26 protein-coding genes are annotated in these 26,703 nt (G+C 51.2%); 19 read left to right on the top strand and 7 right to left on the bottom strand.

The window, feature by feature from the left end; genetic code table 11:
• Positions 1-189: 189 nt before the first annotated feature.
• A complete protein-coding gene (locus NSU01_RS18645; protein ID WP_076243054.1) occupies positions 190-1,119 on the bottom strand; it encodes a LysR family transcriptional regulator in 930 nt (309 codons plus the stop codon).
• 260 nt (positions 1,120-1,379) lie between these two features.
• Between NSU01_RS18645 and NSU01_RS18640 the strand changes: the two genes are divergently transcribed.
• The 7 genes from NSU01_RS18640 to NSU01_RS18610 all read left to right on the top strand — a co-directional run bounded on the left by NSU01_RS18640 (position 1,380) and on the right by NSU01_RS18610 (position 7,450).
• The gene (locus tag NSU01_RS18640; protein WP_042137717.1) at positions 1,380-2,327 is read left to right on the top strand and encodes a phosphate ABC transporter substrate-binding protein PstS family protein; all 948 of its coding nucleotides are present in this window, start codon (positions 1,380-1,382) and stop codon (positions 2,325-2,327) included.
• Positions 2,328-2,426: 99 nt separating this feature from the next.
• Positions 2,427-3,329: a phosphate ABC transporter permease subunit PstC gene (gene pstC, locus NSU01_RS18635; RefSeq protein ID WP_039298909.1), complete on the top strand. Its 903-nt coding sequence runs from the start codon at positions 2,427-2,429 to the stop codon at positions 3,327-3,329.
• Positions 3,326-4,222 (top strand): phosphate ABC transporter permease PstA, encoded by an 897-nt coding sequence (gene pstA / locus NSU01_RS18630; RefSeq protein ID WP_042137714.1) that lies wholly within the window; start codon positions 3,326-3,328, stop codon positions 4,220-4,222. The genes pstC and pstA overlap by 4 nt, the downstream gene beginning before the upstream one ends.
• Positions 4,223-4,330: 108 nt before the next feature.
• Positions 4,331-5,107 carry a phosphate ABC transporter ATP-binding protein PstB gene (pstB, locus tag NSU01_RS18625; protein WP_039298903.1) on the top strand — a complete coding sequence of 259 codons (777 nt, stop codon included), beginning with the start codon at positions 4,331-4,333 and terminating at the stop codon, positions 5,105-5,107.
• A 320-nt stretch (positions 5,108-5,427) separates the two neighbouring features.
• Positions 5,428-6,156: an MBL fold metallo-hydrolase gene (locus NSU01_RS18620; RefSeq protein WP_076243055.1), complete on the top strand. Its 729-nt coding sequence runs from the start codon at positions 5,428-5,430 to the stop codon at positions 6,154-6,156.
• Positions 6,149-6,733 (top strand): TetR/AcrR family transcriptional regulator, encoded by a 585-nt coding sequence (locus NSU01_RS18615; protein ID WP_076243056.1) that lies wholly within the window; start codon positions 6,149-6,151, stop codon positions 6,731-6,733. Before NSU01_RS18620 ends, NSU01_RS18615 begins: the two co-directional genes overlap by 8 nt.
• Positions 6,734-6,757: 24 nt before the next feature.
• Positions 6,758-7,450 carry a hypothetical protein gene (locus tag NSU01_RS18610; RefSeq protein WP_083705310.1) on the top strand — a complete coding sequence of 231 codons (693 nt, stop codon included), beginning with the start codon at positions 6,758-6,760 and terminating at the stop codon, positions 7,448-7,450.
• Between the two features lie 177 nt (positions 7,451-7,627).
• On the opposite strand, the gene NSU01_RS18605 is transcribed toward NSU01_RS18610, so the two are convergent.
• From NSU01_RS18605 to NSU01_RS18595, 3 genes are all read right to left on the bottom strand, one after another.
• Entirely contained in the window at positions 7,628-7,801 is a 174-nt protein-coding gene (locus NSU01_RS18605) for a hypothetical protein (RefSeq protein WP_156118649.1), read from the bottom strand.
• 425 nt (positions 7,802-8,226) lie between these two features.
• Positions 8,227-9,456 (bottom strand): aminopeptidase, encoded by a 1,230-nt coding sequence (locus tag NSU01_RS18600; protein WP_076243057.1) that lies wholly within the window; start codon positions 9,454-9,456, stop codon positions 8,227-8,229.
• Between the two features lie 53 nt (positions 9,457-9,509).
• Complete coding sequence (locus NSU01_RS18595) at positions 9,510-10,748, bottom strand: aminopeptidase (protein ID WP_042137704.1); 1,239 nt, start codon at positions 10,746-10,748, stop codon at positions 9,510-9,512.
• 166 nt (positions 10,749-10,914) lie between these two features.
• Here NSU01_RS18595 and NSU01_RS18590 point away from each other — a divergent pair, with 166 nt between their 5' ends.
• Complete coding sequence (locus NSU01_RS18590; RefSeq protein ID WP_076243058.1) at positions 10,915-11,196, top strand: hypothetical protein; 282 nt, start codon at positions 10,915-10,917, stop codon at positions 11,194-11,196.
• A gap of 132 nt (positions 11,197-11,328) precedes the next feature.
• Here the strand turns inward: NSU01_RS18590 and NSU01_RS18585 are convergent, their stop codons facing one another.
• A complete protein-coding gene (locus tag NSU01_RS18585) occupies positions 11,329-12,675 on the bottom strand; it encodes a TrkH family potassium uptake protein (protein WP_042236724.1) in 1,347 nt (448 codons plus the stop codon).
• Between the two features lie 150 nt (positions 12,676-12,825).
• Here NSU01_RS18585 and NSU01_RS18580 point away from each other — a divergent pair, with 150 nt between their 5' ends.
• The 3 genes from NSU01_RS18580 (at position 12,826) to NSU01_RS18570 (ending at position 14,212) form a co-directional block, all read left to right on the top strand.
• Positions 12,826-13,185, top strand: coding sequence for a VOC family protein (locus NSU01_RS18580; RefSeq protein ID WP_042137700.1), 360 nt, complete (start codon positions 12,826-12,828; stop codon positions 13,183-13,185).
• Between the two features lie 117 nt (positions 13,186-13,302).
• Entirely contained in the window at positions 13,303-13,677 is a 375-nt protein-coding gene (locus NSU01_RS18575) for a GNAT family N-acetyltransferase (protein WP_179093452.1), read from the top strand.
• 16 nt (positions 13,678-13,693) lie between these two features.
• Complete coding sequence (locus NSU01_RS18570) at positions 13,694-14,212, top strand: GNAT family N-acetyltransferase (RefSeq protein WP_081970028.1); 519 nt, start codon at positions 13,694-13,696, stop codon at positions 14,210-14,212.
• Positions 14,213-14,322: 110 nt separating this feature from the next.
• On the opposite strand, the gene NSU01_RS18565 is transcribed toward NSU01_RS18570, so the two are convergent.
• On the bottom strand, positions 14,323-15,645 hold the full coding sequence (locus tag NSU01_RS18565; RefSeq protein ID WP_042137696.1) for a hemolysin family protein: 1,323 nt from the start codon (positions 15,643-15,645) through the stop codon (positions 14,323-14,325).
• Positions 15,646-15,760: 115 nt separating this feature from the next.
• On the opposite strand from NSU01_RS18565, the gene NSU01_RS18560 reads away from it, so the two are divergent.
• The 5 genes from NSU01_RS18560 to NSU01_RS18540 all read left to right on the top strand — a co-directional run bounded on the left by NSU01_RS18560 (position 15,761) and on the right by NSU01_RS18540 (position 23,437).
• A complete protein-coding gene (locus NSU01_RS18560; RefSeq protein ID WP_042137694.1) occupies positions 15,761-16,528 on the top strand; it encodes a DUF1836 domain-containing protein in 768 nt (255 codons plus the stop codon).
• A gap of 82 nt (positions 16,529-16,610) precedes the next feature.
• On the top strand, positions 16,611-17,822 hold the full coding sequence (locus NSU01_RS18555; RefSeq protein ID WP_039299274.1) for an MFS transporter: 1,212 nt from the start codon (positions 16,611-16,613) through the stop codon (positions 17,820-17,822).
• A 499-nt stretch (positions 17,823-18,321) separates the two neighbouring features.
• Positions 18,322-19,911 (top strand): TerB N-terminal domain-containing protein, encoded by a 1,590-nt coding sequence (locus NSU01_RS18550; protein WP_076243059.1) that lies wholly within the window; start codon positions 18,322-18,324, stop codon positions 19,909-19,911.
• An 8-nt stretch (positions 19,912-19,919) separates the two neighbouring features.
• Positions 19,920-21,239: an ATP-binding protein gene (locus tag NSU01_RS18545; protein ID WP_042141234.1), complete on the top strand. Its 1,320-nt coding sequence runs from the start codon at positions 19,920-19,922 to the stop codon at positions 21,237-21,239.
• Complete coding sequence (locus tag NSU01_RS18540; protein ID WP_076243060.1) at positions 21,236-23,437, top strand: DEAD/DEAH box helicase; 2,202 nt, start codon at positions 21,236-21,238, stop codon at positions 23,435-23,437. The genes NSU01_RS18545 and NSU01_RS18540 overlap by 4 nt, the downstream gene beginning before the upstream one ends.
• Before the next feature lie 225 nt (positions 23,438-23,662).
• Here the strand turns inward: NSU01_RS18540 and NSU01_RS18535 are convergent, their stop codons facing one another.
• Positions 23,663-24,973, bottom strand: coding sequence for an amidohydrolase family protein (locus tag NSU01_RS18535; protein WP_076243187.1), 1,311 nt, complete (start codon positions 24,971-24,973; stop codon positions 23,663-23,665).
• A 165-nt stretch (positions 24,974-25,138) separates the two neighbouring features.
• Here NSU01_RS18535 and NSU01_RS18530 point away from each other — a divergent pair, with 165 nt between their 5' ends.
• The 3 genes from NSU01_RS18530 to NSU01_RS18520 all read left to right on the top strand — a co-directional run bounded on the left by NSU01_RS18530 (position 25,139) and on the right by NSU01_RS18520 (position 26,659).
• The gene (locus tag NSU01_RS18530) at positions 25,139-25,570 is read left to right on the top strand and encodes a MarR family transcriptional regulator (protein WP_042137690.1); all 432 of its coding nucleotides are present in this window, start codon (positions 25,139-25,141) and stop codon (positions 25,568-25,570) included.
• Positions 25,571-25,814: 244 nt separating this feature from the next.
• Positions 25,815-26,192, top strand: coding sequence for a hypothetical protein (locus tag NSU01_RS18525; RefSeq protein ID WP_076243061.1), 378 nt, complete (start codon positions 25,815-25,817; stop codon positions 26,190-26,192).
• A 26-nt stretch (positions 26,193-26,218) separates the two neighbouring features.
• Positions 26,219-26,659: a GNAT family N-acetyltransferase gene (locus NSU01_RS18520; protein ID WP_042137688.1), complete on the top strand. Its 441-nt coding sequence runs from the start codon at positions 26,219-26,221 to the stop codon at positions 26,657-26,659.
• Positions 26,660-26,703: the final 44 nt, after the last annotated feature.

Below are 26,703 nucleotides of genomic sequence, written 5' to 3'. Positions count from 1 at the left end.
AATAATCCTGCTCAGCCGCTTGGAAAAGATGAAATGCTGCCTTTTTTACAACAATTTTAGTTTCGGGTAAATATAATGAGGGAATTGTTGCATTTTGGGCAGGATTTTATATAAAGTTACCAGATTCCTGCTCAGGAATGCGGATAATCTGGAAATCCCTGCGATGACATCCACCGCCCGGAAGTCAAGCTATTCACTGGGTATCAGATCTTCGCGCTGGTCCTCCTCCTGTAATCCGTCACTGCCTGCCATTCCGGCAAAAGCCTTCTGTAGCGGGGAGAGGGTGTAGTCTTTGCGCCAGGCCAGCACAAATGCACCATCCCCGGGATGAAGTCCCGGCAGCGGGGCATAGGCCAGACTTCCGGCCGCCACCTCGGCCTCAATCCCTGATTTGGAGAATACTCCGACCATCCCGCCGCCGCTAATCATACGTTTGACCGCCTCCGGCGAGCCGAGTACGGCATGGTTCCACACTTTCACATGATTGAGCTGCGTCCACTTGTCGGAGATTCCGCGCAGGAAGGAGGCGGCTTCATGCTGCACCCAGGGTTCTCTTGCTGCCGTTTCTACCGTAATTTCCTGCGCTCCGGCAAAAGGATGGCCAGGCGCAAAAACCAGCACCGTTTCATCTCTGGCAATCACTTGAGTATGGAAGGAATCATCCTGTCCGTCCGCACTGTGCAGCACGGCCAGCTGAATCTCACGGCTCCGCAGACGCTCCCTGACGGCATCATCCGGCAGTATGGACAGGAACACATCAATTCCATCATGCAGGCCAGTGAATTGGGACAGCAGTTTAGGCACAAGATAATTACCGGGGATGTCGCTTGCTGTAAGCTCCAGATTCCCCGAAGCCAGAGAGGTAAACTGCTTAACTGTCCGCTCTGCTTCTGCCGTCAGCGATACAATCCGCACAGCATATTGATACAGGGCGCGTCCGGCATCGGTCAGCAGCACCCGGCCGCTCCGGAACTGGAACAGTGAAGCGCCAAGCTCACTCTCGAGACTCTTCATATGGAAGGAGACGGTCGGCTGCTTAAGTCCCATCTCGGCGGCTACGTCCGTTACCTTTTTATATTTTTCAATCAGGACTACGATTTGTAATTTCACAAGATTCATGCTGATTCCTCCGGTTAGATGGCGATAAATTAGCGATTGTTGCTTATATATAGAATATATCTATGCCATTATTCAAAATCTATTATAACTTTTATCTTCCGCTTTACAAACTCAGTACTTTTACATAACGAACGAGCCCTAGAATAAGAAGAGTCAGAAGAGAAGCTGACATGAGCACAGACAATGCTTCCAAAGTGAGTTTTGTACGAAGCAGACCAATGAAGCAGACACTCACAAAACCTTTAGGAGGAAAAAAAACAATGCAATTCAGAAAATCTTGGATCATGGCTTTGGCTTTAACAAGCGTAGTAGCACTTTCGGCATGTGGCAACGGGGGAAATAATGCGGCAACCAATAACGGAGGCAATGCAGCTGCAACAAATACACAAAATAGCAGCGGCGCCGAATTAAGCGGATCTATCCTGGCTTCGGGCTCCACAGCACTGCAGCCGCTCGTAGAGCAGGCAGCAGAGAAATTCATGGATGCCAATGCAGGCGTGGATATTCAGGTTCAAGGCGGCGGAAGCGGAACAGGCTTGACACAAGTGGCTGAGAAGCAAGTGGATATCGGTAACTCCGACGTATTCGCAGAAGAGAAATTGAAAGATGCTGATGCAGAAAAAGCGGCAGCGCTGGTTGATCATCAGGTAGCCGTTGTAGCTATCGCAGCAGTAAGCAATCCGGATGCAGGCGTAGATACACTGACTAAGCAGCAGCTGGTCGACATCTTCACTGGCAAAATCAAGAATTGGAGCGAAGTCGGCGGCGCTGACCAGGCGATTCAGATCATCAACCGTCCTGCAAGCTCAGGTACACGCGCAACCTTCGAGAGCTTCGCGCTTGGCACCAAAACGGATGATCTTCCAGGATCTATTCAAGAGGATTCCTCCGGTACTGTTAAGAAAATTATCGGTGAAACACCGGGAGCTATCGGTTACCTGGCTCTGTCCTATCTGGACGATTCCGTTAAAACCTTGAGCTATGACGGCGTTGAACCTTCTGTAGACAACGTAATTTCCGGTAAATATCCGGTATGGGCTTACGAGCACATGTACACTAACGGTGAGCCGAATGAAACAGTAAAAGCATTCCTGGACTTCATGATGACTGACGAAGTACAGACAGGTGACGTAGTAGAGCTTGGTTACATCCCGGCTTCGCAGATGCAGGTATCCCGCGATGTAGCAGGAACTGTAACAACTAAGTAAGTACTACAGATTCATTCACAGGTATCATCCATTAGAACTTCATGTGATTAGAGGCGGATTTCTTCTGCCTCTCTTTTCACTTTAGAAAGAGGGAGCATCTTGAGGGTAAAACCAAAGAAAACGCGGTTTGAAAAACATCATATAGAGAATTTTATCGGACGCGCTTATATGTCCTTTTGTGTACTGCTATTGATTGTAATCATTGTATCGATGGTTTATTTTGTAGCCTCTAAAGGAATTGCGAACTTTGTAAGCGGTGAGGTTAAGGTTTCCGATTTCCTGTTCGGCACAAAATGGTCGCCTGAAGCGGATACGCCTTCTTATGGAGCTTTTCCGTTTATAGCCGGTTCCTTCCTGGTAACACTGCTTGCCGCGCTTATCGCAAGTCCGCTTAGCATCTGCGCCGCATTATTTATGACTGAAATCGTCCCTGGGTGGGGCAAAAAACTGCTGCAGCCGGTTATTGAGCTGTTGTCAGGTATTCCGTCTGTCGTATACGGATTCGTTGGCTTAAGTGTCATTGTGCCTTTTCTGCGGAATACATTGCCCGGACAGGGCATCGGGGTTGCTGCAGGCGCGCTAGTACTGTCGGTGATGATCCTGCCGACCATTACCAGCGTGGCTGCAGACGCGCTTGCTTCTTTGCCGCAAAACTTGAAAGAATCCTCCTTTGCGCTCGGTGCCACTCGCTGGCAGACGATCTCCCGTGTCATTCTCCCGACGACCTTCCCGGCTATTATGACGGGGGTGGTACTGGGGATGGCCCGTGCATTCGGTGAAGCACTTGCTGTACAGATGGTTATCGGTAATGCTCCTTTTGTGCCGCGTTCGCTGTTCGAATCCGCGTCTACTCTAACCAGTGTTATTACGCTGGGTATGGGGAACACGACGATGGGTTCACCGCAGAACAACGCGCTATGGAGCATGGCTCTCGTGCTTATGCTGATGACATTTGTATTCGTATTGCTTGTTAGAATGCTCGAAAGGAGAAATAAAATTTGAAGCCGAGAACAGCAGACAAAATTGCCACTGCTATTATTGTAACGTTCGCTTTGCTTATCGTAGCTATTCTGGTTGGCCTGCTTGGATATATCCTCATCCGCGGGATGAGTCATATCAGCTGGGACTTCCTGACTTCGGCACCACAGAAGATCCGTGCAGGAGGCGGGGTAGGACCTCAGCTCTTCAACTCCCTGTTCCTGCTGGTGCTGACCCTGATCATTACTATACCGCTTGGACTTGGAGCGGGGATCTTCATGGCAGAATATGCCCGTCCCGGCAGACTGACTAACTTCATCCGGCTGGTTGTGGAAGTGTTATCTTCCTTCCCGTCCATCATCGTCGGTCTGTTCGGTCTCTTATTGATCGTCAATACCTTCAATCTCGGATTCTCCCTGATCTCGGGAGCACTCGCGCTTACCTTCTTCAACCTTCCGCTGATGGTTCGTATCACCGAGCAGGCTTTCCGCACGGTGCCTAAGCAGCAGAAGGAAGCAGGCTTCGCGCTTGGTTTATCCAAGTGGAAGATTGTGACTTCGGTACTGCTCCCGGTTGCTCTGCCAACGATCATTACGGGAACGATCCTGTCCGCCGGACGCGTCTTCGGTGAAGCGGCGGCATTGATGTTCACGGCGGGGATGAGCAGTCCGCGTCTGGATTTCAGCAACTGGAATCCGCTTAGTCCTTCTTCACCGCTTAACCCGTTCCGTCCGGCAGAAACACTGGCGGTTCATATCTGGAAGGTCAACAGCGAAGGTCTGGCGCCGGATGCGCTGCAGATCGCAGCAGGTGCTTCGGCAGTGCTGGTGCTGACCGTATTAATCTTCAACCTGGCTGCCCGTTACTTCGGCAGATTCATCTACCGCAAGCTTACCGCTTCCAAGAGGATGAACTAGGCTAATAAGAAGCGGATGCTGACAAAACTAAGTGTATGCTTTCGAAGCAAGTTTTGCGAAGGTGATGCAAGAAGCGGATGCTGACAAAACTTTTAGGAGGAGTAAGAGATGGGCATAGCGGAACCGGTGGTACGCGAATCATTTCAAACTGAGGATCTGAGTATTTTTTATGGCACTTATGAGGCGGTTAAAGGAATTAGTCTTCCCTTCGCCCAGAATACGGTAACAGCATTGATCGGCCCTTCCGGCTGCGGGAAATCAACCTTTCTCCGTTCTCTTAACCGGATGAATGATGATATCTCCGGCTCGACTACCAAAGGCAGCATCTGGATTGACGGTATAGATATCAATGCTTCAGGAACAGATGTCATTAAGCTGCGGCAAAAAATCGGCATGGTCTGGCAGAAGCCGAACCCTTTTTATAAATCCATCTATGACAATATCGCTTTTGGTCCTAAGTATCATGGAATTAAAGGCAAAAAAGCACTGGATGAAATCGTGGAGAGCAGCCTGCGCCGCGCCGCCCTGTGGGATGAGGTCAAAGACCGCTTGAAGGACTCTGCACTGGCATTGTCCGGCGGACAGCAGCAGCGTCTGTGTATTGCCCGGGCATTGTCGGTTAACCCTCAGATCCTGCTGCTCGATGAGCCGGCTTCAGCACTTGATCCTGTATCGACAGGCAAGGTGGAGGAGCTGATTAAGGAACTGAAGGAAGAGCTGCGGATCGTAATCGTTACCCATAACATGCAGCAGGCAGCGCGGATCTCGGATTATACAGCCTACTTCTATCTGGGCTCGCTTGTGGAATATGACAAGACCGAGAAGGTCTTCAGCAATCCGGAGAATCAGATGACCCAGGAATATATTATGGGCCGTTTCGGCTGACGGACAGGCATTACAATAGTTTCAGGAGCCATAGGCACCATTCCTTGCGGATGGTGTTTATTTTATATCCTAAATGCAATATATAATGTACATAATGGTTTTCTTCTTAGGAATTACCGCGCTGCAGTGGCTAATGATCAAGCGACCCAATAAAAATGCCGACAAAACGCTGGATTCGGAGAACTAGGAAGAATCCGCAATCGGCGGGGATTTAACCCTCGTTTTTTCAGTACATATGTAGAAAATACAAGTGCCACTTGTAAAACTAATCATATTAGTTTATTATTTAACTAATTACATTAGTTTCAAGGAGGGTCCTTATGAGAGTAACTCAAGAAGGGTATCTGCACCAGCTTACCTGGCTGCCGCGCTTATTTCCCGTTAACTGTTATCTGGTCGAAGAAGAAGAGGAGCTTACTCTAATAGATGCAGGCATGCCATATAGTTTACAAGGTATTCTACAACAGTCCGCCAGGCTTCAAAAGCCGCTTACCCGGATCGTGCTAACCCATGGCCATATGGATCATGTCGGGGCGCTGGATACGCTCAAAAAGCTTGTTCCAGAGGCCAAGGTCTATATCTCGGAGCGGGATGCGGCGCTGCTGGCCGGTGACCGCTCGCTAAGGGCAGGTGAGCTTCAGACCCCGATTAAGGGCAGTGTACCGTCCAAGATAGCAACGAAGCCCGATGTGCTGCTGTACGAAGGGGATACCATCGGTTCATTGACGGCCATAAGTACGCCCGGGCATACTCCGGGATCTATGTCTTTCCGGGATCAGCGCAGTGGCGCACTGATTGTAGGAGATGCGTTCCAGACCTTCCGGGCAACCGCTGTGTCCGGCAAGAAGGTGCCGTTGTTTCCTTTTCCGGCTATGGCGACATGGAGTCTGGAGCAGGCACTGGCCAGTGCCTATAAGCTGATTGATCTAGTGCCTTCAGTGCTGGCTGTAGGACATGGAAATCTGGTGAGGCACCCGGTGGAATCCATGAAACATGCGGCAGCAGAGGCGGGCAGGGTATTGGTGAATGGAGGGAAGGTGCATGGCTAGAGCCGGTTTGGACACACATACTCTGGTGCTGGCAGCAGCAGAGCTGGCTGATGAACAGGGTGTTCAGGAGGTGACGCTGGCTGCACTGGCGGCCAAGCTGGGCGTTCGCCCGCCGTCGTTGTATAATCACATTAACGGACTCGCGGGTCTGCGGACACTGCTGGCGATTCACGGGCTGGAGCAGCTCTATGACGCCATGTCAGCGGCAGCGGAAGGCGCACGGGGCGAACAGGCCGTTCATGCGCTGAGTCAGGCTTACATCGGATTTGCCAGACAACATCCGGGGCTGTACGAAACAACATTGAGAGCACCTGAGCAGGGAGATACCGCACTGGAGGCTGCGGGCGGGAAGGTCCTGTCACTGATTATTCAAGTCCTGTCCTGCTTTGGGCTGGATGAGGAAGGGAACCTGCACGCCGTCCGGGGATTGCGCAGCATACTGCACGGGTTCTCTGCCCTTGAGAATCAAGGCGGCTTCGGAATGCCGCTGGACTTGAATGTCAGTCTTACGCGGCTGATCCGCGCTTATATTGCCGGAATCCGCTGCATGGGTGAGGGAGCAGATGAGCTTGAATGAATTTACATCGAGGAGGCGGAATGAGTGGGTAGTGTAGAAAGCCTAGAGAGTATTACAACATTTGAGGAGATGGCTGAGGTTGTGGCCAAGCTGGGGATCGTACCGCTGGCCCCGTTGATCCCTGGGCATCCTTCTGTAAACGGGCTGACCCTGGCGGAGAACTGGCATACCGGTTCCGAGCTGGACCCCTGGGGCTGGCGGGTGAGATTTCCGGGAGAAGGATTGGCCGGTTATGGAAAGTTTATCAAGAAAAAAGCCGTTCTGGTATCCCGTGAGTGGCTTCCCGCTTATCTGGCGGCAGCAGGAAGTCCGCGTTCCCTGGAGGAGCGGTATGACAGCGGTCTTGCTACCAAAGAAGCGCTAACGTTATTGCAGATTATCCGGGAGCATGAAGGCATAGAGACACGCCAGCTCCGTTCTATGGCTGATATGAAGGCCAAAGAGAAGAAAACGGCTTTTGACAACGCCGTAACCGAGCTTCAGGGCACTCTGGATATTGTAATCTCCGGAGTTAAGCAACGGCTGAATGCGGACGGTGAGCCGAACGGGTGGAACAGTACCTCTTTTGAAACCTCGGGCCACTGGATGAACGAAGCGGGAATTGAATCTTTTGAAGGAACGAGAGAAGAGGCGGTGGCGTGGCTGCGTTCGAGAATGGACGGGAGCTGGACGCCGGAAGCGATAGCCTGGATCAGCAAAGCGTTAGGCTGGAAATAAGCATATTATGGTAGTCCTCGAGATTAGCGGGGGCTACTTTTTTTGTATAGCCGTAGTTGCCAAATTAGAGAGGCTGTTTCTAGAACCCCTATCTGCAAAATAAAACGGCTAATCCATTTCCCTTAGGAACAGACCGGCCGTAAGCGCTTACGGGGAAGCGTATATATTGAAGCAGCCTTATAGCATAGGGGCGAGGTATGCAATCAAAAAGTACAAGAACCCGAACAGCAGCATGATGTAGGCTGTGTACTTGATTGCATCGGAGGCTACGATACTTAAGTCTTTGGGGGCCTGGACTTCCAGACGTTCCGGTTCAGTCGAATCCACTTCTTGGTTAAAAGATTCTTTCATCAGGATTCCCTCCTAAGTGTTTGGTAAGCATAAACTTCCAGCATCACTTCGCAATTCTGGCATCAGAAGCTTCGAGGTAACTTTGGATGCGGAACTTGTAAATACCATCCTTAATTGTATTGTGACATATTTGTGAATTAAATTCAACAATATTGTGAATATTCTTTGAACTAATCTTCAAATTTGGGCTATTGGAGGAATGAACAAGCAGGAAACTAACGATTCTATTTCCAAGCTGTACGATGGGAGCACACCCTGCCAAGGTTACTTAGCGGAATCTGAGTCGGAAAATTCTCGATACACTAACTCCATAGCTCTCTTATACAAAATGACCCCGCCATTCTCCCATAAGGGGAACGGCGGGGCCACAATTCATTAACAAACGTCAAACCACAATCCTCAAGCTACAATCCACAGGCAAAAGCTTAAGCCCAATCTCCGTTACGAAAGATAGGGTCAACAGAGCCGTCATCGGCAATTCCGTCGATGCTCATCTCCGGGGAACCCATCATAAAGTCTACATGTGTCAGACTCTGGTTCATGCCTCTTTCAGCAAGCTGTTCCTTCGTCATATTGATGCCGTCCTGCAGCGTGAAAGCATAAGCAGCACCCAGCGCTAGGTGACAGGAAGCATTCTCGTCATACAGCGTGGTGTAGTAGAGAATGCCGCTCTCCGAGATCGGAGAGTGGAAAGGCACCAAGGCCACTTCGCCGAAGTAGGCCGCGCCTTCATCCATAGCCAGCAGGGAAGCCAAGGCCTCCTGGCCGACCTCTGCGGTAAAGTCTGTGACCTTGCCGTTCTCCAGGGTCAAGGTGAAACGGTCGATAATGTTGCCGCCGTAGCTAAGCGGCTTGGTGCTGCTGACCTTGCCGTTCGCACCGGTCTTCAGCGGGGCCGTGAACACTTCCTCGGTCGGAATGTTGGCCAGGAAGGAAATACCGCGGCTGTTCACCGCACCGGCCTGACACCAGATATGGCCTTCAGGCAGCTCGATCGTCAGATCGGTTCCCGGTGCTGTGTAGTGAAGCTTGCGGTACTTCTTGGCGTTCAGCAGATCGCAGCGCTGCTTGAGGCCGCCCAGATGGCTGCTCCAGGCTGCAACCGGGTTCTCCTGGTCTGCGCGCACAGCTTTGAAGATTGCATCCCATAGCAGTTCAATCTGCTGCTCAGGGGCAGCGTCCGGGAATACCTTGGCAGCCCATGAAGGAGAAGGGAAGGCGATGCCGCTCCAGCTGACATGGTTAGCCATCATCATCTCCCGGTAAGGAGCCATGGCCTGGCCGGCAGTCTTCTGGTTATCAGAGATCCGGCTTGGTTCTACCCCGCTTAGCAAGTCCGGATTAGCCGAGATAATCGTCAGGAACGCAGCGCCATTACGCGCGAGATCCTCCAGCTCATCCGCCTGCCACTTGGGCGGCTCGAGGAAGCTCTCGGATGGAGCAAGATCATAACGTGTCCGTGTAACGAATTCATCGGTATAATTAACCTTTACCAGCTTTGCTCCTGCTTCATAGGCTTGGCGTACAATGAGCCGTACCAGCTCTGCGGAGACGATATCCGCATTGACTACAAGCGTTTGACCGGGCTGAATGTTGACTCCGATCTTTACAGCGAGCAGGGCGTAATTTTCGAGCTTTTGCTTGAAATCCAGCATGATTTCAGCTCCTTTCACGATCTTCTATTTTGTAATATGGAGTAGAAAAGGCATTAGAATGCCCAGTTACCCTTCAGGAATACAGGCTCACGCGTACCGTCAGCAGTGATACCATAAATATCCATCTCTGCTGAGCCGATCATGAAATCGACATGGGTTACGCTGGTATTGAGACCATGGGCGATCAGCTCATCCTGGTTCATTTCTTTGCCGCCTTCGAGGCAGAAGGCATATGCGGTGCCGATCGCCAGATGGTTGGACGCATTCTCATCAAACAAGGTGTTGAAGTACAGGATGTTGGAGTCGGAGATCGGCGAGTTGTGCGGCACGAGTGCGACTTCACCCAGGTACTTGGCGCCTTCATCGAGACTGATCAGATATTCCAGAGCTTCCTGGCCTTGCTCTGCGCTTACGCTGATAATCCGGCCCTGTTCAAAGGTAATCGAGAAGCCGTCAATAATATTCCCGCCGTAGCTGAGCGGCTTCGTGCTTCTGACAGTGCCGTTAACGCCGGTTTTCTTCGGAGCCGTGAACACTTCTTCGGTTGGCATGTTGGCGACAAAAGAATGACCTTTGGCATTGATGCTGTCGCCCTGCGCCCAAATATGGCCTTCAGGCAGCTCGATACTAAGGTCGGTTCCAGGTGCTATGTAATGCAGGCTTTTGTATTTCTTAGCATTGAGAACATCCGCTTTCTGCTCCAGCGTATCCAGATGCTCCTGCCATGCGGCTACAGGGTCTTCGCGGTCCAGGCGTACGGTGTGGAAGATTGCCTCCCAGAGTTTATCTACGCGCTCTTCTTCAGGCACGTCAGGGAATACCTTGTCTGCCCAAGGCTGGGACGGGATGGCTACAATGCTCCAGCTGACTTTATCGGACATCTGCATTTCGCGGTATTTCGTAAGTGCAGCCCCCCGGGTCTTCTGGAAGTTGGCAATCCGCTCAGGATCAATGCCTTTGAGCGCGTCCGGATTCTCGGCAATAACGTTCAGAAATGCAGCACCGTTCTCGGCGAATTCGGTTACTTCACCCGCGTACCAGGTTGGAGCCTTGGTGAACACTTCCGGTGAAGCATGCTCGAACTGCTGGCGCGTAATGAACTCGTCACTCCAGTTAACCTTGACCTGGCTTGCGCCGATGGCATATGCTTTGGCGGTAATCAGGTGGACGAACTCGGCTGCGGAAATCGGAGCGTTCACGACCAGGATTTGCCCCGGCTGAACATTTACACCGATCTGCACAGCCAGATCAGCATATTTACTTAGCTTGGATTGAAGCTCTGTTTGAGTCATTGCGATTTCCTCCATTACCATAATTTTAGCTCGGAATAAGCATTGTACTAAATTATTAACCGCCGGATGAAAAAAGTCAATTACAGCGCAAAAGGAAAGGAATTGCTTACATATCAATGTTATACTGAATATTGTGGGCATGATCAGATGAAAGGAAGGAAAGAGTATGAACCTAGAAATCACCAATGCAGAAATGAAACGCGTAGAGGATAGAAGTTTTGTCGGGAGAACGGTGTTTACACTGGAGAATCACAGCTCCCCTTATGAGATCACTTTCTTCAGTTCACGGGGAACCGAATGGGATTACAGCCTGAGCTTCGCCGGTGAACCGGGAAGTGAAGAGCAGTTCCTTGAGGTGGATGCCCTGCTGGAGAATGATGACGATGTATACAATCAGCTGCTGGACGCGGCACTCGACACTCAGGAGATTCCGGAGGAGGAAGCCTAGACCCTTTCCGGATAGCCTTGTCATACAATAGACTTTCTATGTACAAGCTGTTATTAAAAAATGCGACTCCGTTCCGGCAGGATAATCTTGCCGCACAGGGTCGCATTTCACATTTCAAAGGTAACGCAGAGTTTAGCCGATGGTAATATTGCCTTCAGGGTACCGGTAGAGTTCCTTACTATTCTTCGGTTTGAGTGCATAAGCAAGTGTAAGCGGTCCTGTCCGGCCGACAAACATCAGAATGATCACCAGCACCTTACCGATTGTTGTCAGCTCTGTAGTCAGTCCCATTGTTATACCGGAAGTACCGAAAGCGGAGACTGCCTCGAACAGCACGGTCAGAAAATCCGCACTTTCCGTCACGGACAGCAGCATGGTCGAGATGACCACCAGCATCAGTGACAGCAGGGTCATGGTAATCGCCCTGTAGACATTCTCCTTCGAGATCCGGTGGCGGAACATTACGATATCCTCTTTGCCCCGAAGCTTGGCATAGGCTGTGCTGGCCAGAATCGCAAAGGTGGTAATCTTAATTCCGCCGCCGGTGGAGCCGGGAGCTGCTCCGATAAACATCAGCAGAATCATCAGGAATTGCGTGGATTCACGCAGCAGCGGGATCTCGATCGTTGTCACCCCACCAGAGCGTGGCGTAATCGCCTGCAGGAAGGAAGCCATTATCTTGCCTCCGGCATGCAGCGGCTTCAGCGTGGAATTCAGCTCCAGCCAGAAGAAAATAGCCGCGCCAATCACAATGAGAGCAGCAGAAGTGGCAAGGACTACCTTGGAATGAAGAGTCAGCCGCTTACGTTTCGGAAAGTCGATTACATCAGATAATACAATAAAGCCGATACCGCCGAGGAAGATCAGCAGCATGGAGGTAATATTCACAATCGGATCTTCAACATAGCGGGTTAAACCGCTGAAGGGCCCGTGAACATCCCCGAACAGATCAAATCCGGCATTGTTGAAGATGGATATACTATGGAATACTCCGTAATACGCTGCTTTGCCAAAAGGCATGTCCATCATAAATCTTGCGGCAAGAAGAATGGCCCCGGTCAGCTGAATCACCAGCGAGTAGATTAGCACCCGGCGGATCAGCTTCACAATTCCCTGCATGGAATTCTGATTCATGGATTCCTGCAGCAGCAGGCGCTCCTTCAGTGAGATCCGCTTGTTCAGCACCAGCGTGATCAGCGTCGCCATCGTAACGAACCCGAGACCGCCGAACTGGAATAGCACGAGCAGTACAATCTGTCCAAAAGCCGTCAGCTGCGTTCCTGTGTCAATGACAGCAAGCCCGGTTACACAGGTCGCTGAGGTAGCCATGAACAGTGCATCAATGAAAGAGATTCTTCCGCCGGTAGAAGCAGCAGGGAGACACAGAAGCAGGGTGCCGGCCGCGATTAGTATTACAAAGCCCAGTGATAGTATTTTGGGCGGCGTCAGCCTGAGATACCCAAAGGATAGGTTAGCCAAGTCTCATTCTCCTGACATCTGGATAGGATCTGACAAGATTATAGCATAACTTATATTCCCGTCACCAAAGAGGCAGGAAATTGACATATTTTATCGAAATGATTAAAGGCTCCACCTACTACTGTACTTTTAGAGGAGGCTCTACTTGCTGTGACAAGTCCCATACGGAATCAGGTTGGCGCTGTCTTCATCCCGGTTAGTGATATCGAAAGGTCCAAAAACTGGTATTGCAGCTTGCTTGGACTGCCGCTTGACGGTGAAATTTTGTTCGGGCATCTGTATGACGTGCCGATGCAGGGTCCGGGAATCGTGCTCGACAGCAGAATTTTTACAGCCGAGGCTGTGCTGAAGGTGCCTTCCTTCCATCTGCTTACCGACGACATTGATGCTGCCTATGATTATGTCAAAGCTACCGGAGCTGAAATTCTCACAGATATTGAACATGATCACTGGTTTAATTTCAAAGATCCGGACGGGAATGTGCTGATGATTTGCCGTTCAACCAACTAATTAATCGCATTAACTATATTAATTAATGTTGTTAATTATAATACAGGGAGTATTGCGAATGATAAGAGAAGCCACACCGGAGGATGCCTCCGGCTTAGAAAGCTGTACCGGATTCTGTTGCCGGAGCACACGGATATCCAAGTATCGCCGCAAAGAATCAGCCAAATTGACAGTAATCCGGACAGCCTGCTGATCGTATACGAAGAAGACGGGGAGGTAGCGGGTACGTTACATCTGCACTTGTGCATGGATGCGCTTAGCGGTGACCGCCCGTTCGTGGTCATAGAGCGTGTTGTAACTGACCCGCAGCTGCGCGGCAAGGGAATAGGAGCCTCACTGATGCAATTCGCAGAAGAGGCAGCAGCGGCCAGAGGCGCCCTTAAGGTAATGCTGTCCAGCAAGAGCTGCCGCACGGATGCCCACCGCTTCTACGAGCGCCTGGGGTACGACGGAGAGGGAAGCAAGCTTTTCAAAAAATACATACCGGTCTAAATGCAGGAGGAATGAAATGGATATCATACTGAGGGAACTGATTCCTGAAGACGCCGCCGCACTCTTAAGTCTGCAGCACCGGCTGGATCAGGAAACTTCGTATATGCTGCTTGCACCCGGAGAGAGGCAGACCGGAATTCCGCAGGTGGAAGAAATGATCGCAAGCTTCGGGAATGCTCAAACCTCTATCCTGATCGGAGCCGAAGCTGACGGTGAGCTGGCGGGATACCTGTCAGTCAGGGGAGGAAGCGTCAGCCGCAATAAACACAGTGCCTATATAGTCATCGGCATCCTGAAGCAATATCAGGGCATGGGAATCGGCAGCGGATTGTTCCATGAGATGGACTTGTGGGCGAACCGGAGCGGCATTGTGCGTCTGGAGCTTACGGTAATGAAGCATAATGAGCGGGCTGTTGCGCTGTATACGAGGTATGGTTTTGAGATTGAAGGCGTGAAGAAAAAGTCGCTGCTGGTGGATGGGGAATGGGTAGACGAATATTACATGAGTAAAATATTTAACCCCGCCTCTATATAGTTAATGGTATTAATTATAGGCGTGATTACGTTAGTACTCACCAAAGTATGCAAGAAAGGCGCTTCCCAGGGGAAGCGCCTTTCTGTATTACTGCAGCGTATCTATCCGCTTTAGTCGCTGTGTACTGCGGCATCTTCGGTGACCGGAAGATCAATCTTGATCTCAACCTTACGGATACGGTGGCGGTTCATCTCACGCACAGTCAGAGTGACATGCTCATACACATGGCTTTTGCCGACAACCGGCTCTTCCAGGTGACTGTACAGCCATCCGCCGATCGTAGTCACTTCGTCGTCGTGGAAATCAAGACCTGTAAGATCTTTGATCTCCAGCAGAGACACATTGCCGTCAAACAGATAATGGGTCTCGCTCAGCTTCTCTACATTTCTGCGTTCGTCCCCGTCGAATTCGTCGCGGATCTCACCGACAATCTCTTCCAGGATGTCTTCAATCGTAATGAGGCCGGAGGTTCCGCCGTATTCATCCAGCAGCAGGGCGATATGCACGCGCTCCTTCTGCATACGGGTCAGCAGCGTCTTCACCGGCGTTACTTCCGATACGGTAAGAATCGGCAGAATCAGGCTTTTGAAATCAAAATCAGGGTTGTTGTCATATTGCAGGTACAGCTGCTTGGTATTAATCATACCGATGATATTGTCTTTGCTTCCGTCTGCTACAGGGAAACGCGTATACTGCTCCTTGCGGATAATAGAGATATTCTCCAGCAGCGAGTGGTCGGTGAACAGACATACCATATCTGTCCGGGGAACCATGATTTCTTTGGCCAGCATTTCATCAAAGGTGAAGATCCGGTTCACATAACCGTATTCCGCTTTGTTGATTTTGCCGCTCTCATAGCTCTCGGACAAGATCAGGCGGATCTCGTCTTCACTGTGGGCATCGCCATGTTCACTGGCCGGCTTCATTCCGAACATACGGACGAGCAGGTTGGCGGAACCGTTCATGATCCAAATCAAAGGGTACAATACTCTGTAGAACCAAATAATCAGCGGTGCGGTAATCTGACCGATTTTCTCCGGAATGTTTATAGCGGCCGTCTTCGGTGCAAGTTCACCGACAACGACATGCAGGAATGTGGCGATAATGAAGGCCAGTGCAAAAGCAATAGGCTCACTAACGCTGTGGCTCAGGTTCGTCAGGTCGAACAATGGTATCAGCAGCTGCTCAAATGCAGGCTCTGCCAACGCCCCGATCCCGAGTGCAGTAATGGTGATTCCAAGCTGACAAGCAGACAGATATCCATCGAGGTTAGCAGATACCCGCTGTACCGCTAGCGCATTCTTCTTCCCGTCGAGTACCATCTGGCTGACCTGGCTTCCTCTTAATCTCACTACTGCAAACTCCGTTGCTACAAAAAATGCGGTTAAAATAATCAAAATTGCCACGAGCGTCAAACTAAGTCCTATACCCATATAATCTTTACCATCCCTTTCGTCCCTAAAATAGGTTATACTCATATTATGAGTTCATATGAACCTATTGTACGAACTTTTCAATGAAATATCAAATGGTGGAGGGTTGCCATCTATGGAAGCATTTACACTTAGCCGGATAGAGATGTCCGGACTATTACTGTCTCTAAGCGAAAACTCGGAGCGGAAGCCGCTCCATATTCTGCAGGAAGCCTGGACCAAGTTCCACCGTGAAGAGGTGCGGGAGGGGACGTCACTGCCGGCTTTTCTCTCTACGGATATTCCCCCGATCCTGCAGAAATTGATCAAAGGCAGCGGCATCAAAGGGTTATCCCTTGGTGAAATCGCCTCGCTCGGCAGTCTGATTGAGTATTCCACATTATCTGTTACGGCTATGCAGAACTGGGTAAAGCGTGACTTCAAGGAATATCTCGGGGCGCCGCGTGAAGGGAAGAAGTATTCCATTAATCAGGCTGCGCTTCTATTTATAATTGATGATCTCAAGGCTGCACTCGATTTCGAGAGCATCCGCCAGCTCTTCCGTATGCTGTTCCTGGCGCCTGAGCGTGATGATGACGACCTGGTCGAGCCGGCACAGCTGTATCACGGGTATGCAGAGCTGTTCGAGGAGATCAAGACCCGCTCCCCGATGCCGGTGCAGGGGCAGGCTCAGCCTGGTAACCCCAAAGAGTATTTGCTGAAATCCGACAGTGCGCTCAAATCGGCGATGGACGGAATGATGAAGCGGCTCAGCCATCTGACCAGATCACAACGGGATGCCGTGCAGAATATGCTCCTGATCGCGGCCATATCGGTTCAGACCTGTTATTTTCAGGCGATGGCCCGGCAATATTTCAATGCGGTGTTATTCCTTGATTTTTGAACCGTCCGATTCTAGAATGTGTAAGTGAAACTAGTCTTACTCCGAGACTTAGCGGGAATCAGGGAAGAGGGTGCTTGTTATGATGAATCAAATGTCGCTGCTGCAGAATCCGAAGCAAAGAAAACTGCTCTTCAGTGCAGGACTCAGCTGGATGTTCGATGCGATGGATGTGGGGATGATATCTTTTGTGGTGGCTGCGCTGGCCAAGGAATGGTCGCTGGGACCGGAGAAGATCGGATATTTAACCAGTATTAACTCGGTGGGTATGGCGGTGGGAGCGGCTGCAGCCGGGATTCTCGCGGACCGGTTCGGCCGCAAATCCGTACTGCTGTGGACGCTGCTGATCTTCTCCATAGCAAGCGGCCTGTCGGCATTCGCCGCAGGGTATGTAATGCTGTGCGTGCTGCGCTTCATTGCCGGCTTCGGGCTGGGCGGTGAATTGCCGGTTGCCTCGACACTGGTGTCCGAGAGCATGCCGGTCAAAGAAAGAGGACGGGCCGTCGTACTGCTGGAGAGCTTCTGGGCGCTTGGCTGGATTCTGTCCGCGCTGATCGCTTATTTCGTTATTCCGGATTACGGCTGGCGGATTGCCTTCGCGATTGGTGCAGTACCGGCGCTCTATGCGCTCTACCTGCGTAAGGCAATTGATGACTCGCCGAAATTCGCCGAGATCAAGAAGGCTCCGGTATCCCTGCGGAACCGGATTACGGCAGTCTGGTCTGCGGAATACCGCCGTTCGACGATTATGCTGTGGATTCTGTGGTTTACGGTTGTTTTCTCCTACTACGGTATGTTCTTGTGGCTGCCGACAGTTATGGTGCTTAAGGGCTTCAGTCTGGTCAAAAGCTTCGAGTATGTGCTGATCATGACGCTCGCCCAGCTTCCGGGATATTTCACCGCCGCTTATTTCATCGAGAAATTCGGCCGGAAGTTCGTGCTCGTGATCTATCTGCTGCTGACAGCTGTCAGCGCCGCCTGGTTCGGAAATTCCACGACCGAAGGCATGTTGATGGCCGCCGGGATCTGCCTGTCCTTCTTCAACCTGGGGGCATGGGGCGGGATGTATGCTTATACACCGGAGCTGTATCCGACTACCATCCGTTCAACAGGTGCAGGACTGGCAACCTCGTTCGGCCGGATCGGGGGTATTATTGCACCTACACTGGTCGGCGTGATGGTGGGGAATTCGGTCGCGATCAGCACAATCTTCATGCTGTTCTTCGTAACGATTATTATTGGTGCGCTGGCCGTGCTGTTCCTGGGGAAGGAAACGAAGGGCACAGAGCTGCTCTAAGAATAATTGGAAAAACCATCAGGAGTTATACTCCAACAAGGCCAGCCGGAGCTTCCGGCTGGCCTTTGTTGTGGCTTTAGCCAGTTGAGTGCGTGAAATGCGCAATACAAAAAACCACCCGCATAGCGGCTGGAGGGAAGCCTCCGCTATTGCAGCCCATAGGGTGAATATAGTATATTCTTAAGGAAGACACAAACAAACGTTCTCATTGTCCGGCAATGTGCGGTGACAGACACTCTAATCTAGGATCTTGAGGGGCCAGTCTCTCAAGGTCTTTTTTGAAATATACGCCAGCATGGATATGTTTACGCCTGCCGAACTTGCTTGATTTGTTCCAAGTAGCGGTTTTTCAGTCCGGCTTACCTTTTGACGGAACGGCGGGAGCAAGAATAGCTCCATTTGATGCCCCTAGTACAGGACTGGAGACCGCTGCATCACCTCATAAGGCATATGGTATAATGGTAAAAATTATTATGGCACACTAATGGAGCGGGTAAGTATGGCTAAAGACAGGCAGGGCCTGCATTTCACGGAGCTGGTCTGGGAGAGCACGGAGCAGAATATGGCAATTCCGCCGCGGAGTTCTGCAGAAGCGGTTATACCGAAGCCTCCGGAAGGTCCGGGCAAGAAGAAAACGTCCCAATATGATACAGTACAGCTCCAGCTATGGGATATGGAAGAGACACAGGAGCCGGTAACCACTACGGAGAGCCAGTTTGTCCAGCGGGCCCGGGAACTTGCGGATCATAAGGAGCCTGCGGCTTTATTTGTTCCCTTTAAGAGCTATTGGCCGACTTACGGCCATATGACAGGTGCGCAGAGCCGGTGGTATTTCTTCTGGCGGGATGAAGTCCGGCAAGGGAGATACCCTAAGACCGACCTCTCCTATATTTTTCTGCATATATATGAGCTGATTAACGGTGTGGGCTGGGATGAGCCGCAGGATGGATGCCGTCAGCTCGGCTTGCTCTGGGAAGCCTACCGTGACATGTATAAACGTCTGGATCAATACCTTGGCGGATGGATTGCGGATTTCTCATTCGTGCATAAGCTTGATATCCCGCTCTCGGAGATTGTGATCCGTACACGCGGGCTTGCCGGGGACTTGGCTGAGCTTGAGCTTGTCCGCTGCCTGTCTGCTGCCCCGGAGCAGCTTAGCATCGAGGTGCTGAGTGTGATGTCGGATTATGATATCAGCAAATCGAAATTTTATACAGGTGAAGGAAAAGCTGCTGCGGAAAAGTACATCCCCCAAGTAGTGGCACTAATTGATACGTATGTCGCGCGGAAGCACGGCTCGAATCTGATCACGATGTTCCCGCCCGGTCCGCCGGTTGTCCGTGAGCGGTATTTGTTCCGCAGCGCAGTATATGATATCTCACTCTATGGCTACTCTGTTCTTATACCTGTCGTACGAATCAGCAAATCGCCGCCGCTGCGCAGTCTGATTACACGCTTATTCCGGCTGACCGAGAACAAACTGCGGGCACTTATGGGTTATCGCGGACGGCTCAAGGATGTCAAAGTTGATGCCGACATGGAGGACTTGGTGACCAAGTTCCTGCAGCGTGAATTCCGCAAGGCGGAGCAGGAGGAGAAGGGTCCGGCAGTTGTGATTGATCAGCGGAAGCTGGAACAGCTGAAGAATGACTCCGAGGTGGTGCGTTCGCTGCTCACGGTGGAGGAAGCGCTGGAGAAGGATGATGAAACGGATTGGGAACAGGAGACAGCGGGTGAAGAAGAGCCAGCGGTTAGAGAAAGTGACGAAGAGAAGCTGGACATTATTGTTGAAGAACCTGCTGTGCGAGGACAAGCAGATTCTCCGCTGCCAATTATTGATGGCGAAGCGGACAGCTGGACGTCCTTCGCTTCTGAACTGAGTCTGCTGCAGCGGGATGTGCTGCTTGCGCTGGCAGAGGAAGACGGCCTGGTGAAGGTGAACCGGCTGGCAGCGGGCGGCGGGACCATGGCAGAGCTGCTGTTTGATGAGATTAATGAACTTGCTATGGATAGTCTGGGGGATCTCGTCATCGACGGTGAAGAGCTGACCGAAGAATGTATATCCATGCTGCACTTTATAAAGAGGTGAAATCAGGAATGAACCCACTCAAAATACCGAAGCGGATGACCACGGCGCTTGTCAACTCTTTGACGGCGGGAGTTGTGCCGCGTATCGGTCTTGAATATATTGCCGTCGGCCGCCGGCCGGAGGTTGAAGCCATTCTCCGCGATATGGATAATATCGCCGAGGGCGGAGCCGCCTTCAAGCTGATTACGGGCAAATTCGGCAGCGGCAAAAGCTTTCTGCTGCAGATTATCCGCAATTACGCGATGGACCGGGACTTCGTGGTCGCGGATGCGGACTTGTCGCCGGAGCGGCGGCTTGTCGGTACGAAGGGGCAGGGGCTTGCCACCTACCGCGAGCTGATGAGCCATCTGTCAACCCGGACGCGCCCCGATGGCGGGGCACTGGAGATTATGCTGCAGAAGTGGATTATGTCTCTGCAGCAGGCCGTCATGCAAGAGAAGGGCTATGGGCCGGATGCGCTGGAGCTTGGTGAAGAAGTGGAGCAGCGGATCTATGCGGTTGCCTCCGAGATGCGCGGGCTTGTGCATGGCTTCGACTTCGCGAAGGTGCTGGCCTCATACTGGAACGGGCATAAGCTGGCTGATGACGCACTGAAGCAGGATTCGCTGCGCTGGCTGCGCGGCGAGTTCGCGACCCGCACGGAAGCGCGCAAGGCGCTGGGTGTGGGCGTTATTATCGATGACGACAACTGGTATGATTATATGAAGCTATGGGCGGAATTCACCGGGGCCATCGGCTATAAGGGGTTGCTGCTGTTCATCGATGAGGGAGTCAACCTCTACAAGATAACCAACAGCATCTCCCGCCAGAGCAATTATGAGAAACTGCTGACCATGTTCAACGATACGATGCAGGGCAAGGCAGAACGGCTGGGGATCTTCGTCGGCGGCACACCGCAGTTCGTTGAAGACCACCGGCGCGGCTTATTCAGCTATGAGGCACTCCGTTCCAGGCTGGTAGCCGGGCGGTATGCCGGTGCCGGACTGAATAACTTCACCGGACCGATCATTGCGCTGGACATGCTCTCCCATGAGGAGATTCTGATTCTGCTACAGAAGCTGCGGGACATTCACGCGCTACACTACGGGTATGAAGCCAGACTGACGCAGGAGCAGCTGGTGCATTTCATGGAAGAGGCTGTGAACCGGCTGGGTGCAGATGAGCTGCTTACCGCGCGTGAGGTCGTGCGCGACTTCATGGATCTGCTGCATACGCTGAACCAGCATCCGGAAATGTCGTTCGAGAAGCTGGTCGGGGAGCGGACTCCGCGGCCTGCCGAGACCGGGCAGAATGAACTGGACGGATTCCTGGCGGAGTTTGACCTATGAGTGATAACCCTTTCTACCGGCTGGCTCCGTTCATTAAAGAATTCATCTACAAGAACCGCTGGGATACGCTGCGTGAGGCCCAGGTAGATGCTTGCCGGGTGCTGTTTGACACACCGCATCATCTGCTTATCGCTTCCGGAACCGCTTCGGGCAAGACAGAGGCGGCTTTTTTCCCCGCGCTTACGGAGCTGTATGAGCGTCCGTCCGCATCTGTAGGTATTCTGTATATCGCTCCGCTGAAGGCGCTGATCAACGATCAGTTCACCCGGTTAAATGATTTGCTCCGCGAAGGGAATATTCCGGTCTGGCACTGGCATGGCGATGTGCCGCAGGCGGATAAGACGAAGCTGATGCAGAACCCTTCCGGGGTGCTGCAGATTACACCGGAATCGCTGGAAGGTCTGCTGATGAACCGCCCGAATGCCATCCCGGCGCTATTCCATGATCTGCGCTTCATCGTAATCGACGAAGTGCATGCCTTCATGGGGGCGGACCGCGGCATTCAGGTGCTGAGCCAGCTGGCCCGGATCTCGCGGATGGCCGGCTGTCATCCGCGGCGGGTGGGTCTGTCCGCAACGCTGAGCGACTACGCCTCCGTCACGGAGTGGCTGGCGGCGGGCACGCGGGAGAGCGTGGAGGTCAGTGCACCGCAGGGCGGGCGCAAGCTGCGCCTGAGCGTGGAGCACTTTTCTTTCCCTGATGCGCGGAATGAGGAAGAAGCCGAACACCTGGAGCGGGCGCGACAGGCTTATTACGGCTTCATCTACGACCATACGCATGTGAAGAAGGCCTTGATCTTCACGAACAGCCGCACAGACGCCGAGGAGGCGATTCTGGAGATGCGGCGCATTGCCGCTAAGCGCGGCGAGCGGGATGTCTTCCATGTGCATCATGGAAGCATCTCCGCGATGCTGCGCGAGGAGACGGAGGCCGCGCTCCGCCAGGGTGCGGGGCCGGCTGTGGCTGCAGCGACGCTGACGCTGGAGCTGGGGATTGACCTGGGCGAGCTGGAGCGGGTGCTGCAGCTCGGCGCGCCTTACAGCTGCGCGAGCTTCGTGCAGCGGCTGGGCCGCTCGGGCAGGCGCGGGGACGCCGCCTCCGAGATGATCTTCGTCACGCCCGAGGAGGAGGACGAGGAGGCGCAGCTGCCTGCGCGGATGCCGTGGACGCTGCTGCGGGCCATTGCCGTAATCGAGCTGTACGTACGCGAGAAATGGGTCGAGCCGCTGGTCGTGCGCCAGCTTCCGGTCGGGCTGCTGTATCATCAGACGATGAGCATCCTCAAGAGCATGGGAGAGGCGGAGCTGGAGGATCTGAAGGAGGCGGTGCTGAGCCTGCCGTCCTTCCGCAGTATTGATCCCGCTGATTATGACGCCTTCATGGAATACATGCAGGGCATGGGCCACATTGAGAAGATGGATGAGGGCAGTCTGCTGATTGGCATGGCGGGGGAGAAGATCGTCAACAACTTCCGTTTCTATGCGGTATTCAAAGACGATGAAGAGCATGTCGTCTATAATGGCACCGAGGAAATCGGTTCAATTACTACAGTGCCACCGCCGGGTTACTGCTTCACCCTGGCCGGCAAGCTGTGGAAGGTGGAAGAGGTCGACAACCGCCACAAGGCGGTCTATGTCAAAGGATCACGCGGCAAGGTAGACACCTTATGGCTTGGAGCCGGAGGGGATGTCCACACCCGGATCATGACGAAGATCCGCGAAGTGCTCGGATCGACAGCCTTGTATCCGTATCTTGCGCCAAGCGCGGCCACCAGACTGGAGCGGGCCCGCAGGCTTGCCAAAGAGAGCGGACTCTTGACGCGTTCTGTCCTGCCTGCCGGAGGAGACTCCATGTTCATCCTTCCATGGGCGGGCAGCCGGCAGTTCCGTACGCTGGAGCGCCTGCTGAAGAACAATCTGAAGGGACCGCTCGGTCTGCGGTCCGTCGTGCCGATGGAACCTTATTATATGGTTGTCGCCGGCAAGGCAGATGCAGAGACGCTGGAGGAAGAGATCATTGCCGAAACCGCCGCAGCTACGGATGCTATTTCCCTGCTCGGACCGGATGAAGCCCCTTACCTCGGCAAATACGATGAATTCATCCCGCATGATCTGCTGCGCAAAGCTTTTTCGCTCGACGGGCTGGATGTTCCGGGATTGCTCAGCGTGATTAAACAGTGGAAGCAGCCGCCAGCATAATTGATATAGTAATATATAACAAGAAGCAGCCGATTCTAACGTGATCGGCTGCTTCTTTTGAATAATTAGTGGCGAAAAGTAATGCTTGCTTTCAACGGGATGCTCCAATGAAATTCATGGACCCAGCGATCAGAATGTTTTATATGTTTGTAGGGCGGCCGTGTAATTATTTCGTTTACACTAAGTAATCGCTCTGACGACATAGTACGGGGATATCGGCTCTGATTAATATCGTTGTTGCACACCTTTGAACCACACGGATTTGATCGACAAGGTATCCGAGATGTTGGTTGTCGGATCACCGGTTACTAAAATAAGGTCAGCGCGTGCGCCTTCGGCAATACGACCGCGATCGTTAAGACCAAAGCAACGGGCCGGTTTTGCGGTAGCTGACTGAAGCGCTTCTATCGGAGTGAACCCGGCCTTCACCAGCAATTGCATTTCATGATGGACGCTGGCTCCATGAGCAAGGCCGCCAAGATTCGGAACAGGAACCGGCGCGACATCCGTCCCTACCAGAATATCAACTCCGGCACGGTGAAGGTCCATCACATTTTTAAAGCTGTTCTCCATATTGCCTTGCGGAAACGTATTGAAGCTTGAGTTCAAGATATCGATCCAATCCGAACTTAACTTGGAATGAACACGCGGATCATTCGCCAATTCCGATGCCGGATTTCCAAGGATAGATGAATTCAACACCAAGCACGGTATAACAAAAGCGCCTGAAGCCGCTATGGACATTACTAACCCGGACGTATTCTCGGGTCTGTCGATAAACAAGTGGCCCAAACCGTCGACTCCAAAATCGATGGCCTCTTGCGATGAAAGAGCCGTCAATACGTGGGCGATGACCAGCTTATCGAACTTGTGGGCTTCTGTCACGGCTGTTTTTAGAATCTCCTCGCTTAGTACAGGCAGGCCAGGCGCACCCATGACCGTTCCTTCTTCAATCATGATCTTAATATAGTCGGCGCCATTCTCCACTTGGGTATGCACATGTTTAATCGCTTCTTCCACCGTTGTCACTTGCGGTATTTCTTCGTGATCGTGAGCGTATGCAGCCAACATCGATTCCCGGTCTTCCTCCGATAATTTCTCTAGTTCCTTTAATATGAATTCCGGTATTTCATCTCCATCTGGCAATAATTCATCTGGGTGTCCGCCCGGAGCGGTGATCGCTGTGCCAGCAGAACGGACGTCTGCGACGTCATTCACATTTTTTAACTGAATCTCGCGCCCTCTTTTTGTAAAATCGCCGTTCATTTCGAGTTCTGTTGTCACGCCGAATTTTAGTGCATCTCGTAATCCGCCGATCGAAGTGTGGACATGTGCATCAATGAAACCAGGCATTAGAGTCGCATTTTCTCCATCGATAATCGTTGCACCAGCCGGAAGGTCTCCGCCCACTGAAATTATGGACTCCCCCTTAACGACAATATGTCTTGGCGCAATCATTTGATTTCCATCAAAAATACGTATATTTGTAATTGCCGTAACTTGTTCTAACGCAGCATTTTGTGTGACCTTATCCATCTCCATATGAATTCCTCCCAAGTGTTTGTAATTTGAACAATTCGAAGTATAACTATTAGTTAACTAACTGTCAATAATCTAATTATTCTTTTGACAAGCCTATAGGATCACTGTATAGTTTATTTGCTTACAGTTAGATTCCTAACAATCACAGGGGGGAAGATCATGGAATCCCGAAAGGATACGCCTTATCTGGATTTGTTTCAGATTATCGGTCTTAAGTTAAAGAAAAGAGCGGACGAAAGTATAAAAGAGCAGGGGTTAAACGCTCAACAAGGAAAAGTAATCGATTATATTTACCAGAACCAAAATAATCATATTATTCAAAAGGACCTTGCCGATAGGTTTCATCTACGTGGGGCCAGCATTACAAGCATGCTTCAAGGTCTAGAGCAAAAAGGGTTCATCGAGCGCAAAATCCCGGCCAATAATGAACGGCAAAAAAATATATATGTATTGCCAAAAGCGATTGAACTGATTGCAGACTTTCAAGACTCATTCCAAAGGGTGGAGGAAGAAATCGTTCAAGTCCTTACCGAGGAGGAGAAGCAAATCTTGAAGGAAATATTGATCAAAATTAATGAAAGATTATCATAAAGGAAAAAACCTGCTCGACGGCTGCTTTCAAAGAAATACCGAAATAAGGGATTAGTTATTACAGGATAAAATCATTGAACTCCATAACGGGGTAACTATAGCTTAACAATCATTTAACCGAGGTTGCCGGTATGAGACGGCAGCCCCGGTTAGCTATGGGCAGACGTTGAAGTGAGTGGATATTTGTCAAGATGAATGGCTTCGTTACCATAGCTTTGTTCAAAATTGGGACGAGGGTGTTTGTATGGCGAAAATAGATAATGGAGCAGGTGATCATCTAATTATTTTGTTTTCCGCTGATGGCTCCATAATAAAAGGCTTCGATCATGAATCTGAATTAAGCCCGTATGGCGTAAAAACAGCTAACTGGCACAAGGGAAAAGTTGAGATTCCAAAAGGTGTAAGCGATGGTTCTGATTTTTTAGTGGGCTGTATATTCCATACACCAGAGGATTTTGTAGAATTTGCAATAGGTTATTTTGAGTTATCACCATCCTTAGATGTTGTTGCAAAAATTTACGATGATTTCCCCATTACGGAAGAGATGATCAATATCCTAAATTCCAACTGTGATGTACAGGAAGTTCTTCAAGAATTAGAGTTGTTAAACTTTAGGGGTTAGATATAGAAATGGAGGGGTGACCGAAGATGGATTCTGTTGCAAATGTACGGCTGGCATCCTTAACCGATGCTGAAGATCTTTCCAGACTAAATCAGGAATTTAACGGTGGTGCACCAAGACCCGCAGCTAAGATAATTGAACATTTGAATATAAATCATAATGAACTGATTGCCGTAGCAGAGATAAATGGTAGAATCGTTGGTTTTGGCTGTGCTCAATGCTTTTCTTCATTTTGTTATGATGAACCCTATGGAGAAATTACTGAACTCTACGTAGAAGAAGCCGCTCGAAGAAAAGGAATTGCAATTGCCATTATTTCTTGCCTGGAAGAAAATTTTAGAGAACGCGGAGTGAAAAGTATAAAGGTACTGACAGGTAGAAGCAACACTGCTGCAACCAGAACCTATGAACAGTGCAGCTATGTTAAAGACGATGAACAGATGTTAGAGAAAAGGTTGGACGATTAGGCTGCTTAAGTGCAGTATACCTAGAAAAAACAAACCTTTATTCT

This window comes from Paenibacillus sp. FSL H8-0259 (genome assembly GCF_037963255.1).
In the GTDB taxonomy this organism is placed as follows: domain Bacteria; phylum Bacillota; class Bacilli; order Paenibacillales; family Paenibacillaceae; genus Paenibacillus_AQ; species Paenibacillus_AQ phytohabitans.
The sequence above is the reverse complement of the archived record's forward strand: the minus strand, read 5'-3'. Positions and strand labels throughout refer to the sequence as shown.

Bases quoted from the DNA above. Each gene is read 5' to 3' on its own strand.
- NSU01_RS18645 (WP_076243054.1), bottom strand. From the start codon at position 1,119: ATGAATCTTGTGAAATTACAAATCGTAGTCCTGATTGAAAAATATAAA.
- NSU01_RS18640 (WP_042137717.1), top strand. From the start codon at position 1,380: ATGCAATTCAGAAAATCTTGGATCATGGCTTTGGCTTTAACAAGCGTA.
- pstB (WP_039298903.1), top strand. From the start codon at position 4,331: ATGGGCATAGCGGAACCGGTGGTACGCGAATCATTTCAAACTGAGGAT.
- NSU01_RS18620 (WP_076243055.1), top strand. From the start codon at position 5,428: ATGAGAGTAACTCAAGAAGGGTATCTGCACCAGCTTACCTGGCTGCCG.
- NSU01_RS18615 (WP_076243056.1), top strand. From the start codon at position 6,149: ATGGCTAGAGCCGGTTTGGACACACATACTCTGGTGCTGGCAGCAGCA.
- NSU01_RS18605 (WP_156118649.1), bottom strand. From the start codon at position 7,801: ATGAAAGAATCTTTTAACCAAGAAGTGGATTCGACTGAACCGGAACGT.
- NSU01_RS18600 (WP_076243057.1), bottom strand. From the start codon at position 9,456: ATGCTGGATTTCAAGCAAAAGCTCGAAAATTACGCCCTGCTCGCTGTA.
- NSU01_RS18595 (WP_042137704.1), bottom strand. From the start codon at position 10,748: ATGACTCAAACAGAGCTTCAATCCAAGCTAAGTAAATATGCTGATCTG.
- NSU01_RS18590 (WP_076243058.1), top strand. From the start codon at position 10,915: ATGAACCTAGAAATCACCAATGCAGAAATGAAACGCGTAGAGGATAGA.
- NSU01_RS18570 (WP_081970028.1), top strand. From the start codon at position 13,694: ATGGATATCATACTGAGGGAACTGATTCCTGAAGACGCCGCCGCACTC.
- NSU01_RS18565 (WP_042137696.1), bottom strand. From the start codon at position 15,645: ATGGGTATAGGACTTAGTTTGACGCTCGTGGCAATTTTGATTATTTTA.
- NSU01_RS18560 (WP_042137694.1), top strand. From the start codon at position 15,761: ATGGAAGCATTTACACTTAGCCGGATAGAGATGTCCGGACTATTACTG.
- NSU01_RS18555 (WP_039299274.1), top strand. From the start codon at position 16,611: ATGAATCAAATGTCGCTGCTGCAGAATCCGAAGCAAAGAAAACTGCTC.
- NSU01_RS18550 (WP_076243059.1), top strand. From the start codon at position 18,322: ATGGCTAAAGACAGGCAGGGCCTGCATTTCACGGAGCTGGTCTGGGAG.
- NSU01_RS18545 (WP_042141234.1), top strand. From the start codon at position 19,920: ATGAACCCACTCAAAATACCGAAGCGGATGACCACGGCGCTTGTCAAC.
- NSU01_RS18540 (WP_076243060.1), top strand. From the start codon at position 21,236: ATGAGTGATAACCCTTTCTACCGGCTGGCTCCGTTCATTAAAGAATTC.
- NSU01_RS18535 (WP_076243187.1), bottom strand. From the start codon at position 24,973: ATGGATAAGGTCACACAAAATGCTGCGTTAGAACAAGTTACGGCAATT.
- NSU01_RS18530 (WP_042137690.1), top strand. From the start codon at position 25,139: ATGGAATCCCGAAAGGATACGCCTTATCTGGATTTGTTTCAGATTATC.
- NSU01_RS18525 (WP_076243061.1), top strand. From the start codon at position 25,815: ATGGCGAAAATAGATAATGGAGCAGGTGATCATCTAATTATTTTGTTT.
- NSU01_RS18520 (WP_042137688.1), top strand. From the start codon at position 26,219: ATGGATTCTGTTGCAAATGTACGGCTGGCATCCTTAACCGATGCTGAA.